Source organism: Nocardia sp. NPDC052001 (assembly GCF_040680615.1).
In the GTDB taxonomy this organism is placed as follows: Bacteria; Actinomycetota; Actinomycetes; order Mycobacteriales; family Mycobacteriaceae; genus Nocardia.
Map to the genome: position 1 here is coordinate 19,476 of NZ_JBFAXC010000007.1, position 15,504 is coordinate 34,979.

At 66.6% G+C, this 15,504-nt stretch carries 13 protein-coding genes; 8 read left to right on the forward strand and 5 right to left on the reverse strand.

Translation table 11 applies throughout. The features are described 5' to 3' along the window. Positions 1 to 133 precede the first annotated feature (133 nt). From AB0L82_RS28980 to AB0L82_RS28995, 4 genes are all read left to right on the forward strand, one after another. On the forward strand, positions 134 to 1,654 hold the full coding sequence (locus AB0L82_RS28980) for a multicopper oxidase domain-containing protein (RefSeq protein ID WP_364643062.1): 1,521 nt from the start codon (positions 134 to 136) through the stop codon (positions 1,652 to 1,654). Positions 1,655 to 1,749: 95 nt separating this feature from the next. Further along, entirely contained in the window at positions 1,750 to 2,481 is a 732-nt protein-coding gene (locus tag AB0L82_RS28985) for an ABC transporter ATP-binding protein (protein ID WP_364643064.1), read from the forward strand. Next, entirely contained in the window at positions 2,478 to 3,266 is a 789-nt protein-coding gene (locus tag AB0L82_RS28990; RefSeq protein ID WP_364643066.1) for an ABC transporter permease, read from the forward strand. Before AB0L82_RS28985 ends, AB0L82_RS28990 begins: the two co-directional genes overlap by 4 nt. Continuing rightward, complete coding sequence (locus tag AB0L82_RS28995) at positions 3,263 to 3,865, forward strand: TetR family transcriptional regulator (protein ID WP_364643068.1); 603 nt, start codon at positions 3,263 to 3,265, stop codon at positions 3,863 to 3,865. The genes AB0L82_RS28990 and AB0L82_RS28995 overlap by 4 nt, the downstream gene beginning before the upstream one ends. 66 nt (positions 3,866 to 3,931) lie before the next feature. On the opposite strand, the gene AB0L82_RS29000 is transcribed toward AB0L82_RS28995, so the two are convergent. The 3 genes from AB0L82_RS29000 to AB0L82_RS29010 are packed head-to-tail and all read right to left on the reverse strand — an operon-like array spanning position 3,932 to position 6,913. Continuing rightward, positions 3,932 to 4,153, reverse strand: a complete 222-nt coding sequence (locus tag AB0L82_RS29000) for a Trm112 family protein (protein WP_364643070.1) — start codon at positions 4,151 to 4,153, stop codon at positions 3,932 to 3,934. Between the two features lie 10 nt (positions 4,154 to 4,163). Continuing rightward, positions 4,164 to 4,724, reverse strand: a complete 561-nt coding sequence (locus tag AB0L82_RS29005) for a GtrA family protein (RefSeq protein ID WP_364643072.1) — start codon at positions 4,722 to 4,724, stop codon at positions 4,164 to 4,166. Further along, entirely contained in the window at positions 4,721 to 6,913 is a 2,193-nt protein-coding gene (locus AB0L82_RS29010; protein ID WP_364644166.1) for a hypothetical protein, read from the reverse strand. Before AB0L82_RS29010 ends, AB0L82_RS29005 begins: the two co-directional genes overlap by 4 nt. A 365-nt stretch (positions 6,914 to 7,278) precedes the next feature. Here AB0L82_RS29010 and AB0L82_RS29015 point away from each other — a divergent pair, with 365 nt between their 5' ends. After that, on the forward strand, positions 7,279 to 8,313 hold the full coding sequence (locus AB0L82_RS29015) for a glycosyltransferase (protein WP_364644169.1): 1,035 nt from the start codon (positions 7,279 to 7,281) through the stop codon (positions 8,311 to 8,313). After that, positions 8,303 to 9,442 carry a dTDP-4-amino-4,6-dideoxygalactose transaminase gene (gene rffA, locus AB0L82_RS29020; RefSeq protein WP_364643074.1) on the forward strand — a complete coding sequence of 380 codons (1,140 nt, stop codon included), beginning with the start codon at positions 8,303 to 8,305 and terminating at the stop codon, positions 9,440 to 9,442. The genes AB0L82_RS29015 and rffA overlap by 11 nt, the downstream gene beginning before the upstream one ends. A gap of 58 nt (positions 9,443 to 9,500) precedes the next feature. On the opposite strand, the gene AB0L82_RS29025 is transcribed toward rffA, so the two are convergent. Together AB0L82_RS29025 and AB0L82_RS29030 are read right to left on the reverse strand one after the other, a co-directional pair. Continuing rightward, the gene (locus AB0L82_RS29025; protein WP_364643076.1) at positions 9,501 to 10,142 is read right to left on the reverse strand and encodes a methyltransferase domain-containing protein; all 642 of its coding nucleotides are present in this window, start codon (positions 10,140 to 10,142) and stop codon (positions 9,501 to 9,503) included. Positions 10,143 to 10,286: 144 nt separating this feature from the next. After that, positions 10,287 to 13,250, reverse strand: a complete 2,964-nt coding sequence (locus tag AB0L82_RS29030; protein WP_364643078.1) for an AMP-binding protein — start codon at positions 13,248 to 13,250, stop codon at positions 10,287 to 10,289. Between the two features lie 476 nt (positions 13,251 to 13,726). Between AB0L82_RS29030 and AB0L82_RS29035 the strand changes: the two genes are divergently transcribed. Both AB0L82_RS29035 and AB0L82_RS29040 read left to right on the forward strand, forming a co-directional pair. After that, on the forward strand, positions 13,727 to 15,133 hold the full coding sequence (locus AB0L82_RS29035; protein ID WP_364643080.1) for a family 2B encapsulin nanocompartment shell protein: 1,407 nt from the start codon (positions 13,727 to 13,729) through the stop codon (positions 15,131 to 15,133). 138 nt (positions 15,134 to 15,271) lie between these two features. After that, the gene (locus AB0L82_RS29040) at positions 15,272 to 15,469 is read left to right on the forward strand and encodes a hypothetical protein (RefSeq protein WP_364643082.1); all 198 of its coding nucleotides are present in this window, start codon (positions 15,272 to 15,274) and stop codon (positions 15,467 to 15,469) included. Positions 15,470 to 15,504 lie beyond the last annotated feature (35 nt).

Genomic DNA, 15,504 nt, shown 5'->3' on the forward strand with positions numbered 1-15,504 from the left:
CCCACGGATTGGCTACCACACCGCAACGACGACGCGGCGGGACGGAGCAGGGGGCGGGCTCAGGGATAGATGGGTATCGAATGGGGGCTCTCACCCGATGTGCCGTCGCACCCGTATTTCCTACCGTCTGAGCATGGCGTTCGGCAGGTCGCGGCTGCGGCGAATTCTCTTGATTCTCAGTGTGATCGCGGTGGCGATCGCGGCGGTGGTGGGCGGCGGGTTCGCCTGGGCCTATACGACGGCCGATGTCTCCACGGTCGGCGCGGTCGAGTTCACCGATGAGCTGAGCGTGCCACCGCTCGCGCCGTCGACCGTCGACGCGGACGGAACCCGCGTATTCCAGCTCGACATGCGTTCCGGGACAAAGGAATTCCAGCCCGGCAAAGCGACTTCCACCTGGGGCTTCAATGGCGACTACCTCGGACCCACACTGCGTGCGCAACGCGGCGAACGAGTGCGGGTACAGGTGCGCAATGGACTGACCGAGGCGTCGACGGTGCACTGGCACGGTATGCATCTGCCCGCCGCGATGGACGGCGGCCCGCATCAGATGGTGCGGCCGGGGGCTACCTGGACACCGCAGTGGCAGGTGGATCAGCCCGCGGCGACGCTCTGGTATCACCCGCATCCGCACGGGGCCACCGAATCTCATGTGCGTATGGGCCTGGCGGGCATGTTCCTCATCGATGACGACGCCAATGATCCAGGGGCGCTACCGCACACCTACGGCGTCGACGATATGCCGCTCATCGTGCAGGATGTGAAATTCAAGGGAACGCAATTCGCCACCGGCCGTGGGATGTTCGCCGATATCGGCGTGCTCGGGGACCGGACCATGGTCAACGGGGTGCTCGCACCGTATCGGAACATCGGTGATGAAGCGGTGCGATTGCGGCTGCTGAACGCCTCCACCGCAAGGGTGTACAACTTCGGATTCTCCGATGCCCGCCGCTTCACGCTCGTCGGCACGGACGGCGGTCTGCTGGCGCAACCGGAAAGCCTTGACCAGCTGCGACTTTCGCCCGGTGAGCGCGCCGAGATCGTGGTGCGATTCCAGCCCGGCGAACGTGTGACGCTGCGCAGTGATCGCGTGGATCTGGGAATGGATTTCTTCGGGCAGCGGTTCAGCGGCGGCGATGACCGCTTCGATCTACTGGAATTCCGTGCGGCACAGACGCTTCGGCCTTCGCCCGCGGTACCCGCCGCGCGGGTCGCCGCACAGCTGCCCGATGCCGGGGCCGCGGTCCAGCAGCGCGATTTCACCCTGGAATTCGGGAAGATCAACGGCGCGAAGATGGCCATGGATCGCATCGACGCCACCGTCACCCGCGGCAGCACCGAATCCTGGACGGTGCGCAATGCCGACGGTATGCCGCACAACTTCCATGTGCACGATGTGCAGTTCGCGGTCGTCGAGGTGGATGGCCACGCGCCGCCGCCCGCCCTGCGCGGACCGAAGGACACCGTCTTCCTGCCGCCGGGCGGCACGGTGAAGCTGGCGCTGCGCTTCGACGGACCGGCCGATCCGAATACCCCATATATGTTCCACTGCCATCTGCTCTGGCATGAGGATCTCGGCATGATGGGCCAATTCGTGGTGGTCGAACCGGGTCAGCAGGCCGGGCAGCCGCCGCATCAGCACTCCGGACACTGACCGCGTTCTCCGAGCGGGTCTTGCGCGCGGACCCACACCCGGCGCACAATTCATCACGTAGTGAATTCAACACTCGATGAATTGAGGGTGACCCAGTGACGGCACCGAGCCCAGCGCCCGCCATAGCGATCGACCACCTGCGGGTGGATCGCGGCGGGCGGCAAATCCTGCAGGACATTTCGCTGACCGTGCCGCGCGGCAGCATCACCGGACTCCTCGGGCCGTCCGGCTGCGGTAAGACCACGCTCATGCGCAGCATGGTGGGGACGCAGATCATCGCCGCGGGCACCGTGCGGGTACTCGGCGAGGAAGCCGGATCACCCGCGCTGCGCCGCAGGGTCGGTTATGTGACCCAGGCGCCGAGCATCTACGACGATCTGACCGTCACCGACAATGTGGCGTATTTCGGTGCGCTGTACGGCTGTTCGGCCGGGGACGTCGAATCCGCCATCGCCGCGGTCGGATTGAGCGGGCACGCCGGGAATCGCGGCAATCAGCTCTCCGGCGGACAGCGCACCCGGGTATCGCTGGCCTGCGCCTTGGTCGCCGATCCCGAACTGCTGGTGCTCGATGAACCGACGGTGGGCCTGGACCCGGTGCTGCGCGCGGATCTGTGGACGCAGTTCCACGCGCTGGCCGAACAGGGCCGCACCCTGATCGTCTCCAGCCACGTCATGGATGAGGCCGAGCACTGCGACCAACTGCTGCTCATGCGCGAGGGGCAGCTGCTGGCACAGCTCAGCCCCGCCGAATTGCGCTCGGACACCGGCGAATCCAGCCTCGAGAACGCCTTCCTGGCACTGATCAAAATGGGAGAGAAGTCGTGACCGCCACCCTGTCGCGCCCGGCCGGGCCGAAACCGCTGCGCTGCTACGCCGCCACCACGCTGCGCATTCTGCGCCAGTTGCGCGCGGATCGCCGCACGGTGGCGATGATCCTGCTGGTGCCCGCACTGCTCATGACGCTGCTGTATTTCGTGTACCAGAACTATCCGACCGCGCCGGGGGCACCGCGCCTGTTCGATCGGGTCGGGATCACCATGCTCGGGGTGCTGCCGTTCGTGGTCATGTTCCTCATCACCGCGATCGCCATGCAGCGCGAACGGGTTTCGGGGACCTTGGAGCGATTGATGACCACGCCGCTGTCGAAACTGGATCTGCTCGGCGGGTACGGGACGGCGTTCTCCATCGCGGCGGCGGGGCAGGCGGTGATCGCATGTCTGGTGGCGTTCTGGCTGCTGGATCTGAACGCGGCGGGCAGTCCCCTGCTGGTGGTGCTGATCGCCGTGGTCGACGCCGTACTCGGGGTGGCGCTGGGGCTGCTGGCCAGCGCTTTCGCGCGGACCGAATTCCAGGCCGTACAGTTCATGCCCGTGATCGTGCTGCCCCAGTTCTTCCTGTGCGGACTGCTGGTTCCGCGCGGCCAGCTGCCCGGCTGGCTCGAGGCCATCAGCAATGTGCTGCCGCTCAGCTACGCCGTGGACGCGCTGCAGCAGGTGTCCACGCACAGCGGGGTGACCGGGGTGATGTGGCGCGATATCGCGATTGTTGCCGGATTCGCCTGTATCGCATTGGGTCTGGGCGCGGCCACGCTACGGCGGCGCACCGCGTGAGCGTCGAGGGCAATTCCCGGAGCGGCCGGCGACCCGGCCGCTCCGGCACCCGCGAGGCGATTCTGGACGCCGCGCGGGTGCGTTTCGCCGAGGTGGGTTTCGATCGGGCCTCCATCCGCTCGATCGCGACCGCCGCGAGCGTGGATCCCGCCCTGGTGCACCACTATTTCGGCACCAAACAGGAATTGTTCACCGCCGCACTGGAAATCCCCATCGATCCGGACGTGATCCTGGCCCGCATCGCCGCCGCACCCCTGGAAGAGTTGGGCGAGACCATCATTCGCACGGTCGTCTCGGTCTGGGACTCCCCCATCGGCGTTCAGGCGATAGCGGGCTTCCGCACCCTGCTCACCACCGCCGACCCGGCCCTGGCCCGCGCCTTCCTGCTCGAAGTCGTCCTGAAAGACGTTCGCGCCCGCGTGGATTCACCCCCGGGCACCGGAGCCAAACGCGCCGTCCTGGCCGCCTCGCAGCTGGCCGGTCTCTTGGTCACCCGCAAAATTGTGCCGATCGAGCCGATCGCCTCCATGCCCGTGGAGGAGCTGGCCGCCGCCGTGGGCCCCAACATCCAGCGCTACCTCACCGGCGACCTCGGCTAGCCGGACCCGCTCGACAGCACGGTCGATCACCGCGATGAACGCGGTACAGCGTGCGGTCCGGCGCGATCAGACCTGGGTGAGGAAAGCGGTGTGGTCTTCGTCGGCGACCGGACGGGCTTCATCGGCCAGCAGGACCGGGATGCCGTTGTCGATGGGGTAGGCCAGACGCAGGCGGGGGTTGTAGAGGAAGGGATCGCCCTCGGCATTGCGGACCAGGTGCAGCGGGCCCTTGTCCTGCGGGCAGGCGAGCAGGGTCAGCAGCGTGGGGTCCAGGATTTCCTCCGACATGAGGGTCAACCTACCGGTCCGCCGGGGCGGGGTGGGAATCGGTGCGGCGGAAGGAGATGTGGCGATGGCCGAAGAAGCTCGCCACCGCCACCAGCGCCATGACCACGACAGCGGCGGGGCGGGCCGGGGCGTGCAGGATGGAGACGGCGAACTGGAGCAGGGCCATGTTCAGGACCATGCCGACCGAGTTGACGCCGACGAAGGCGACGAAATCGCGGAGCAGGTGACCGCGCACCCGGAAGACCAGCGTGCGGTGCAGGCCGAAGGCGATGAACACGCTCACGGTATAGGCCAGCGCCACCGATAGCGCGGCGGCCACATCCTTGGACACCATGCCGTTCAGCACGGTCAGCCACATGATGGTCAGGGCCATGCCCAGCAGCGTGTTGAATCCGCCGACCAGCGCGAAGGCGATTTCCTGCCGCCGCACCAGCCGCAGTAGCGGCCCGGGCGGAGCGCTCACCGGCTCCGGGTCGGCCGCTGCGGCACCGGCCGTGCTGGCGGCAACCGCACCATTCGACGATGCGGCGCGCAGGTCGTCGGACGTGCCGACGGATCGTTCCGTGGTCACGAAACCGATTCCGCCAGTTCGCGTTTCGGGTCCGGGCTGATCGGGCCGGTATCGTCGCCGCCTTCGTCACCGTCGTCGCCGTCGCGGCGGGAGCGCAGGTAAAGCCATTGCAGGACACCGATGCCGATCAGGCCCGCCGCGGCCGCGCCGATGCCGATCTTCCAGCCCGGCGGACGCCAGGTGACTTCCAGTTCGGCGGCCTTGGTACCCGCCGGGATATCGACGGCCACAAAGGATTTCGCGACCGTGGTGAACGGGATCGTCTTACCGTTCAGGGTGACGCGGTAGCCCGGCCAGCCCAGGCGGGCGAAGGTGATGCGGCCGCCGGTCTCCGAGGACACGCGTACCACGCTGCTGGTGCCGGATTCGGAGAGCGATGTGGCATCCACATTGTGGGCGTCACCGATGCGGCCGTTGACCGTGGAGATCGGGCCGGCATCGCGCTCGAGTACCCAGATGTACTTCTCATGCCCGGGCACCGGCGTGAAATGCCAGCCCTCCGGCGCGGGTTCGTTCCCGGCCTCGGGGAACATGGCCTTCTGCAACACGATTCGATCGATCAGCATGAGATCGGCGAGCGGGCGGCCGGTGGTCGGTTCGGGGGCGAACATGCGCTTGTACGAGTCGGGGCAAGTGCTGCCGTCCCAGCGCATGCAGAGCATCTCACCGAAGTAGAAGTGCCCGTTGGGCGTATAGCCGTTCACGTAGTCGAGTTCGAGATCCTTGGCGTAGTTGCCCCACACCAGCGATCCGTACGCACCCTCGAGACTCTTGTCCGCGGGTTGCAGCAACCCGCGATCACCGAGCTGGAGCGTGGTGCCGGTGGTGAACTTCGGGAACGCCGCCTTGGCCTCGTCGCGATTCGCGGGCAGATTCCACGACATCGGCGTCGGCTGCACCGACCGCACCTGGAAGTACGCGATCGGGAGCATGGCGACGATGGTCAGCGCGACCGCCGCCGCAGTACCCCGGGTGCGGCCCAGCCACACCACGCCCGCGACCAGTGCCCCGACCACGAGCGCGGACAGCACATGCCAGAGCACATCGTGCGGATCGGCGGAGAAGGTGCGCACCCACAGCAGCAGAATCAGCACGCCCGCGGCGATCCCGCGATTACGCCAGCTCTGTACCGTGCCGAACCGCCCGAGCAGTACACACACCAGCACCAGCAGTCCCAGCGCCAGCATGGGCAGTACGCGCGCGGGCCAGCGCAGCGGTCCGATGGTGCCGGGCCCGGCGGTCCACATCAGCATCACCGCGGCGAACAGCGCGATGGAGGTGAGTTCCTTCCACCGCGCCTTGGCCGCACGCCAATCCACGAACGCCAGCGCCGGAATCAGGAACCACGCGATGTAGACCATGGGCAGCGGCTGGATGTACCCCCACCACGAATTGAACGCGGGCAGCGTGCTCGGCAGGCTGGCATTGAGCGATTCCGACCACGGCACCGTGAGGAACTGGTCGTTATTGATCTGCGAGGTGCCGCGCCAGCTGACCTTCGCGGACAGCATGCTCGGCAGGAAGGTGATCAGACCGGCCGCGCCCGCGGCGGCAGCGGCGGCGGTGAGCCGGGCCAGCGGAGCCCAGGCCGCGCGCCCGCGCCACACCAATTCCCCGATCGCGACCGCGACCAGCATGATGGCGGCCTCGACCGCCGGGAACACGTACTGCACCGAGATCGCCAGGTACAGGTACACGAAGACCGGGATCGGCCCGCCCTTACCGCGCGCGTACCGCACCGAGGACGCCCAGGCGTGGATCATCCACGCGGTTCCGCTCATGGCGGTGAACCAGCTGGCGGAATCGAAGAACAGGAAGAATCCGGTGAAGGGGAATGCCACACCGGCCGCCGCCGCCCATTCCGGGCGCGAGCCGTATGCCAGGCAGACCCGGTACACCCCGAGCCCGGCGATAATGGCGAAGATCAGTTTGACGATGGTCGCGTACACCGCGAGGTTCGGCACCGAGGGCGCGATCAGATCGATCAGCAGCTGCGGCGGGTTGAACAGTCCCGCTTCCTCATTGGTGTAATTGCCCGACATCCACTGCTGCGGCAGCAGGAACGGGAACTGGCCGTCGCGGAAGGCGCGGCCGAAGAACACCCATAAACCGGTGTATTGGGATTCGCTGTCATCGGTGTAGAAGTGGCGGGCATTGGCCAGCAGCACCGCGATATAGCCGAGCGTCACGCCGACGGCGGTGACAACTCCCCAGCGGTATACCTCGCGTCGCGCCGACTGTTCGGCGGGTTCGGTTCCGGTGGTCCCGGCCACCGTCGAAAATGCGCTTTCCACCACGAGTTCCAGACCCTACAGGGCGTCGCGCTCGCGGGCATCAAGCTGTGCGGCAATGATGATGGGGTGATGATCTCTCGCCCCGGAAGCCGCGACCTGCACCGTGTTAGAGTTCTCCGCGGCTCGGGCTCTGTAATTTGGCGTGGAGTACCGGCGCGCTCCGTCATCGAAAGTCGATCCAGCTGATGCCGATTCCGTCTCGCCCGCTCCGCGCGCAGACCGCTCCGAGCGTCACCTCCGGCCCTTCCGGGTCGGCGCGGGTGCACGCCGTATCCGTTGTCGTACCCGTGTATCGCGGTGAAGACACCATTGCCGCGCTCGTCGCCGAGCTGGACAAGCTCAGCGGTCCGGTGCGCTCCCCCGCCGGGGCCGAATTCACCGTGAACGACATCGTGCTGGTGCACGATCACGGACCGGATCGCTCCGATGTGGTGCTGCAGGAACTCGAGCAGACCTATCCGCAGGTGCGGGTGGTGTGGATGAGCCGCAATTACGGACAGGACGCCGCCACCATCGCGGGGATGGCCGCCGCCGACGGCGACTGGACCGTCACCATGGATGAGGACGGCCAGCACGATCCGGCCTTCATCGGTGAATTCCTGGACGCGGCGCTGCGCGAGCGCGCGGATCTGGTGTACTCCAAGCCGGTCAATACCCGGCCGCACGGCTTCCTGCGCAATATCACCTCGCGCGGAGCCAAGATCGTGCTGGCGACCATTTTCGCGTTCCCGGATTCGACCCGGTTCGAGAGTTATCGGCTGATTCGCGGCGATATCGCGCGCCAGCTCGCGCAGGTCGCCTCCAATGGCGTGTATCTGGATGTGGCGCTCACCTGGGTGGTGAGCGATGTGGCGCAGGTGCCGGTGCAATTGCGCGCGGAGGGACGTGAGGAGTCCGGGTACAACTACCGGCGACTGTTCTCGCTGTTCTGGAAGATGGTGCTGTGCAGCGGAACTCGCGGGCTGCGGCTGGTGAGCATGCTGGGTGTGACGCTCGCGCTGGCGGGCGGCGGGATGGCGGCGTGGGTGGTCTATCACAAGCTCACCAGTAGCGGCGGCGATCCCGAGGGCTGGGCTTCGCTGATGACTGTGCTGCTGCTGTGCTCGGGCGCGGTGCTGTTCTCACTCGGCCTGATCGCCGAATATCTGGGTGTGGCCTTGCACGTGCTCGTGGGCAAACCGCTGTATCTGACGGTAGATTCGCCGACACCGCGACCGGTGCAACAGCATTCGGAGCACGCGGATAAGCAATTCCAGTACGCAGGAGCGAGGGGGAACGACCCGGGTGAGCACTGATCGCATCATCTTCAGCCGTCCGTTCCGCGCCACGGGTGAGCTGGCGAACGTGGAGGCCGTGCTGTCGTCGGATCACAGCCACGGCGACGGCCCGTTCACCGCGGCGGCCACCGCGAAACTGCGCGATATCACCGCCGCGCCGTACGCGCTGCTGACCACCTCGTGCACGCACGCCCTCGAAATGGCCGGGCTGCTGCTGGAACTCGGGCCCGAGGACGAAGTGATCGTGCCGAGCTTCGCGTTCACCTCGACCGCGACGGCGATGGCATTGCGCGGAGCCACGGTGGTGTTCGCCGATATCGATCTCGCGACCGGCAATATCGATCCGGAGTCGGTGGCCGCGGCGGTCACCCCGCGCACCAAGGCCGTGGTGATCATCCACTACGGCGGCGTCGGCGCGGATATGGAACGGCTGCAACAGATCGCGGACGCGCACGGTCTCGCGCTCATCGAGGACACCGCGCACGGATTGGGCGGCACCTGGCGCGGACGGCAGCTGGGCACCATCGGCACGGTCGGCGCGCTCAGCTTCCACGACACCAAGAACGTGCACTGCGGTGAGGGCGGCGCACTGCTGCTCACCGATGAGATCCTCATGGCGCGAGCGGAAATCGTGCGCGAGAAGGGCACCGACCGGGCGCGCTTCCTGCGCGGCGCGGTGGATAAATATTCGTGGCAGGACATCGGCTCCAGCTATCTGCCGAGTGAATTGAACGCGGCGGTACTGGACGCGCAGCTGGCGGAATTCGCGACGATTCAAGCCAATCGGCATCGGGTATGGGATCACTACGCCGCCGCGCTGCCGGACTGGGCCGCCCGCAATGACGTTCAGCTCATGACGGTGCCGGAGGATCGCGAGCACACCGCGCACCTGTACTTCCTGCGCGTGCCCACCGAGGGCCGCCGCGATGACCTGATCAAGCATCTTGGCGCACAGGGCATCTCGGCCCCGTTCCACTACATTCCGCTGGATTCCAGTCCGGCCGGATTGAAGCTGGGCCGCACGCCCACGCCCTGCACCCGCAGTGCCGAATTCTCCGGAACCATTGTGCGCCTGCCGCTGTGGCCCGGGCTCACCGAACAGCAGCTCGACCGCGTGGTCGAGGGCATCACCGGCTTCACCGTGTGATCCTGAAATCCGGCCCCTCGTTCGGGGGCCGGATTTCACGCGGTTCCGCCGCCCCGGATCAGTTCTTGGGCCGAGCGATGAGCAGATGGCCCGGAACCGGTTTATGGTCCACCGCACGGTCTTCCACGACCAGCCCCGCGGCCTCCAGCGCCGCGATCACCTCCGGAACCGGCCGCAGCCGGAAACCGAATTCGGTGAACGGCATCTTGGCCATACCGTCCGGATCGCCGATTCCGATCACGGCCCGGCCCTGCGGCCGCAGTACGCGCGCGAATTCCGCACAGACGCGGTCCAATTCGGGCACGAAGTAGATGGTGTTCACCGTGATCGCCGCGTCCAGACTCGCTTTGGCGAACGGCAATTCGGTCAGCGATCCCGCCATCACCTGCAACCGGCCCGCGCCGATCTGCGCCGCGAATCCGGCCCTGGCCCGGTTCAACATATCCGGCGAGATCTCCACGCCCTGCACATTGCCGGTCGGCCCGACCTGATCCAGCAGCAGCGACAATCCGACCCCGCCGCCGAATCCGATATCGGCCACCGTCTCCCCCGCCACCGGTGCGGCGGCTCGCACCGCCTCCTCGATCAGGAACCGATTCACCCGATTGAGCATCAGCGCGGTCCCCTTACCCAGCAGACCATGCGGATTGCCGAGTTGACCGGCAACAGTGGACATCACACGTGCGGCAAGCGGATTCACTCCTCGATGCTACCGGCGTGGCTCCGCCGCAGCCGCCGACCGCGCCCCCGACTTTCGGGGATATGCCCGATTTCGGGGAATCCCTAGACTCGGTCACTACAGCGGCGATCGGCCGAACCCCGACCCGGCCGATCGTCGCTGGTATCAGGCGAACAGTCGGGTCGCCAATTCCTCGGTGAGGATTTCGTAGTTCTCGGTTTCGCGGTTGTACCACCAGGTGAGCTCGCCCGGTTCGGGGCGGCCCGCGGCCTGTACGGCCTTGGTGGAGGGCCGGAAGGTGGAACTGCGCGGGATATCGTCCACCACGTAGATGAGATCGGGGCGCTGATCCGGGGGCAGGTCGCGCAGCGCCTCGGTGACATCCTTGGGCGTCAGGCGCATATCCGCGCGGACACTGACGGCCGCCACCGCGAGCATGCGGTTGCCCGCCGGAAGACCGTAGGCCACTTCGAGATCCACCGCGGTGATGTCATTGAGGACATCGACGATGGGCTTGGTGTACACCGGCCCGCGCGGGGTGTGGATGACGGTATCGCGGCGATCCATGAGCCAGTAGTCGCCATCGCTGTCGCGGCGGAAGAGGTTCTCCGTCGGCATCCAGGCGTCACCGGGGGTGAAGACGCCGCGCAGGCCGCCCGCCGAGAGATCGACGGTATCGGACGCGGTCCCGATGAGCAGCCCCACCTCGTTATCGGCGCAGCGGCGGGCGAAACCATTGTCCGCGACCTGGATCTCATCGGAGATCGGATCGTAGGCGATGAGTTCGACCTTGGCGGTGCCGGGGACCGGGCGGCCCTTGGAACCGATCTTCGCGCCGGAGACGTTGGCGAGCACCACATCTCCCTCGATGGAGGCGTAGAACTCCAGCACCCGGGCGGGGGCGAAGCGATCCTGGGTGCGACGCCACAGACCCGCGGGCATACCCGAGCCGATGAACAGGCGGATCGGATGCGGGTGGCCATTGGGGAAGGTGTCGGCATCGAGGATGTCGCGCAGCATGGTCCAGGTGTAGGTGACCACGGTGACGCCGTAGCGATGCACCTCCGCGGCGAACTGCGCCGGATCCAGCGAGCGGGCCAGCGCGATACGGCTGCCACCTGCGACGGCCCCGCCCAGGCTCACCAGTAAGCCGGACGAATGATGCAGGGGCGCAAGGCAGTACACCGTATCCTTGCGGCCGAGATCGGCGGCCGAGGCGGTGCCGAAGGCGGACAGCGCCCAGCGGTGATTGGTGACGTACTTGATGTCGAAGCGATCGCCGGTGCCGGTCACCAGGATGAACGCCAGTTCGCGGGCCAGACCCGGATTGGGCTGATACCAGGCGGGCACGGCGACCTGCGCCGGATCGATCTGCTCGAGATCGGTGACATCGCAACCGGCCGGAATATCCAGTGCGCGTGCGTCACCGCCGCCGAGCACCAGTACGCGGCTGCCGGTGGCGGCGGCGTCCTTCAGATTCTCCGGATCGGCGATCAGCAGTTTGGTGCCGGTCAGTTCGACGATCTTGGTCAATTCGCTCTTGGGTGCGAGCAGCACCGCGACCGCGCCGAGCCGGGACAGTGCGGCGATGGCGACCATGGCGCTGGGCCGGGTCTCCATGACGACGCCGACCCGGGTGGCCGGTCGCACCCCGGCGGTGATGAGTCCGCGCACCACATTGTCGATGCGCTGGTTCACCGCGAAATGCGTGTGCACCCGATCCTCGAAAAGGAAGGCTTCCCTTTCCGGTCCGCGCCGGGCCTGTTCAGACAGTAGGCGGCCCAGGGAGATTCGGGTGTGCGGCTGGATCATGCCGAGCCGGGTGAGGCGCGGCAGGGCGCGCGCCGCCTCACCGGTCAATTCGACTGTGCCGCGCAGGGTTTGACTGGCGACGCCCTCGATGGTCTTACTCAGTCCGGCGCCCGCCTCGGCGAGGCTGCCGACGGCGTGCACGGCGCGGGTGAGTCCGGTGCTCGGACCCTTGCGCGCGACTTCCTGGCTCATCGGCACCACCTGGGCGGGCTGTTCGCCGCCCTGGCTGAGCCAGTTCACCCAGTCGCGCACCACGGGCCAGGTGTACTTGGTGGCGGTGGAACCGGAGACCAGGCCGAAATGCCCCGCCACCACGCTGGCTTCGTACACATCGGCATTGGGAGCGGCGCGCACGATACCGCGTACGGCGGCGGGCTGGCCGATATCGTCGACCTCGCCGACGAAGGCCAGGATCGGGCATTTGAGATCCGCGAGCGAAATCGGCTGATCGCGAATGACGAAGCCGCCCAGCATCATTCGATTGTGCTTGATGAACTGCCGGAGCAGATCGGTGAGCGCGGGGCCCGGATACCCCAGCCAGCCGTCGGCCTCGAGGAAGCGGCGCTGACGTTCCTTGGGCAGCAACGCCTCCCGGTCGTGCAGCTGGCGCAGGAAGTCGATGCGCGCCTTGGCGGTCTTGACCGGATCCAGGGCCTGAAAGCCCAGTCGCACCATGGAATCGGTGATGGGCAGCCGGTTCAGCACGTGATCGGCGAGGAATTCAGCAGCGCCGGAGGCGACCCCGTAGGGAATGCCGAACGGGATGCCCGCGACCGCGTCCACCGGGGAGCCGAAGGTGACGATGGATTCCACGCCGCTGCCGTGCCGGTAGGCGGCGGTCTGATAGGCGAACATACCGCCCTGCGAGTAGCCCATGAGATGTACACCGCGCCCGGTCAATTCATTGACCGTGTCGATGGCGCTGCTGACCGCGAGCACATGGTCGGCGAGATCGCGATCCCAGCCGCCTTCCTCGGTGGTCGGCGAGCCGAAATCCACCACCCAGCAGTCGATTCCGGCGGCGTGCAGAATGCCGACCGCTCCATCGGCGGCATTCACGTCCCAGATCTCGGCGGTGACCATGATGGGCGGCACCAATAGCACGACCGGCCGGTCGGTTCCCTCGGCGTCCGGGAAATAATGCCGCAGCCGGTACATGCGTTTGCGCTCGGCTATTTCATACGGCGACGATTCGATTTCGTGAACCAGTCCCCCGAACCGGATCACCTCGAGCCCGTTCTGAGCGGTCGCCACCAGGCGCTGCATAGGACCGACAACGGACCTCGTATTGAATTTCACGGCTTCGCTCCCAGACATAATCTGCTCGTGACCTGCGTCATCCGCCCCAACGCGTCCAGATGAGCTTGCCATAGAGCCACTCTATCCCGTGGCGGCTGTGACCAGCACCATGCGCACGGACCCCCGGGCGCGGCGAAATCTACGTACGGCCCGGTCGGTTCAGCTATTTTTGTGAAGCTGCGAATGCGGCGCCCGCCACCTGCGCCCGGCCGGTCAACACGCTGGTCGAATACACCGCCGAAACGCTTGCGAACGCACGATTGCGAGGCGGCGAAGCTGCGACACGACGGCGATAGCAATACACCAGACATCATGTTTATGCATTTTGCTGCGGTTTCCCGATACCCGGTCCTACCATCGGTATCGCTGGAACGCACTGTCGCGCTTGTCATTTCATTACATGTCCAATTCCGCAGGCCCGTGCCGGACCTGCTCTATCGCCGTGGATTCCACCGCTTGCCGACGCGGTGGCCCTTCGAGGTGAGGACCGCAGCATGACCATTGAATTACCCATCGAGACCACTAATCATCAGCGCAAAACCCTCAGCACCGCCGCCGCCAGCCAGCTGGCGCACACCACCAAGTCCGAACCTCAGATGCAGGGCATCAGCTCACGCTGGCTCACCCGCAGTCTGCCCTGGACCCAGGTGAAGGGCGGCGTCTATCGCGTCAACCGGCGCCTCACCCACACCGTCGGCAACGGCGAGGTGGAGTACATCATCAATGGCTCGCAGGCCCGGGTCATCCCGCTGGAGCTGCAGGAATTGCCGCAGCTGCGCGGATTCGACGACGAGGAGGTGCTGAGCGCCGTCGCCCAGCGCTTCGAGCAGCGAGATCTGGCCCCCGGCACCGTGGTTGCCGAATTCGGCAACCCGATGGACCAGGTCCTGCTGATCGTGCACGGCAAGCTCACCAAGATGGGCACCGGCGAATACGGTGAGACCACCAAGCTCGGCATGCTGGCCGGCGGTGACTTCTACGGTGACGAAACCCTGGTCGATCCGGACGCCATCTGGCCGGTGACGATCAAGACGGTCACGCCCACCACCGTGCTGGTGCTCACCCGGCAGGCGCTCGATCAGCTCAATGATCAGATCCCGGCCCTGCAGCGGCATTTGGAGGCGGTGGCCAGCCAGCCCGCGGCGCCGCAGAACAAATACGGTGAGGCCGAGATCGTGGTCTCCTCCGGTCACTCGGGTGAGCCGATGCTCGACGGCACCTTCGTCGACTACGACGGGCAGCCCCGCGAGTACGAACTCAGCCTGGGCCAGAGCGTGCTGCGGGTGCATACCCGCGTCGCGGATCTGTTCAACGATCCGATGGATCAGATCGAACAGCAGCTGCGCCTGACCATCGAGGCCATGTACGAGCGCCGCGAATACGACCTGGTGAACAACCCGGACTTCGGCCTGCTCAACAATTGCGATCTCAAGCAGCGCATCTACACCGAGTCCGGCCCGCCGACCCCGGACGATATGGACGAGCTGCTCAGCATGCGGCGCGGCACCAAACTCTTTCTCGCACACCCGAAGGCGATCGCCGCGTTCGGCCGCGAATGCAGTAAGCGCGGCCTGTACCCGGATCCGGTGGAGGTGGACGGCCATCGCGTGCCCGCCTGGCGCGGCGTGCCCATCTTCCCGTGCGGCAAGATCCCGGTGAGCGATACCCAGACCACCTCGATCATGGCCATGCGCACCGGTGAGAAGGATCAGGGCGTTATCGGCCTGCACCAGACCGGAATTCCGGATGAGTACGAGCCCAGCCTGAATGTCCGTTTCAAGGGCATCGACGATCAGTCGATCATCTCCTACCTGGTCAGCTGTTACTACTCGGCCGCGGTCCTGGTCCCCGACGCGCTCGGCATTCTCGACAACGTGCTGGTCGCCCGGCAGTCCGACTGATCGGAGCGGGCCATGTCGGTGCCACCCCGGCCGGTGCCTCCGGATACACCGGAAGCCCTAGGCGCACTTGATGATCCACGCCTCGGTGTCCCGGATGCGGCGGAAGTACACCTGTCACCCAAGCGGCTACTCGGTCCCATGGGGTTGGGGTCCGCGAGCCTGCTGGTGAATCTGCCGCCACCCGACACCCTGGCGATATCGGCGCCGCCCCGTCCCGCTCCCAGCGGGGTGGGGCGCACGCCCCCGGAATCGACCGCGGTGCGGCGGCTTTCCCATCCGTTCCCCCGAGTGCGCGCCCTGCCGGTCACCCAATTCGTCATCCCACCGTGGGGATGACGCCCGGCAGAAGATCGCCGCACCACTGAAAGCCA

Excerpts from the sequence above, each read along its gene's own strand:
- AB0L82_RS29030 (WP_364643078.1), bottom strand. The coding sequence starts at position 13,250 with ATGTCTGGGAGCGAAGCCGTGAAATTCAATACGAGGTCCGTTGTCGGT.
- AB0L82_RS28980 (WP_364643062.1), top strand. The coding sequence starts at position 134 with ATGGCGTTCGGCAGGTCGCGGCTGCGGCGAATTCTCTTGATTCTCAGT.
- AB0L82_RS29035 (WP_364643080.1), top strand. The coding sequence starts at position 13,727 with ATGACCATTGAATTACCCATCGAGACCACTAATCATCAGCGCAAAACC.
- AB0L82_RS29000 (WP_364643070.1), bottom strand. The coding sequence starts at position 4,153 with ATGTCGGAGGAAATCCTGGACCCCACGCTGCTGACCCTGCTCGCCTGC.
- AB0L82_RS29040 (WP_364643082.1), top strand. The coding sequence starts at position 15,272 with ATGGGGTTGGGGTCCGCGAGCCTGCTGGTGAATCTGCCGCCACCCGAC.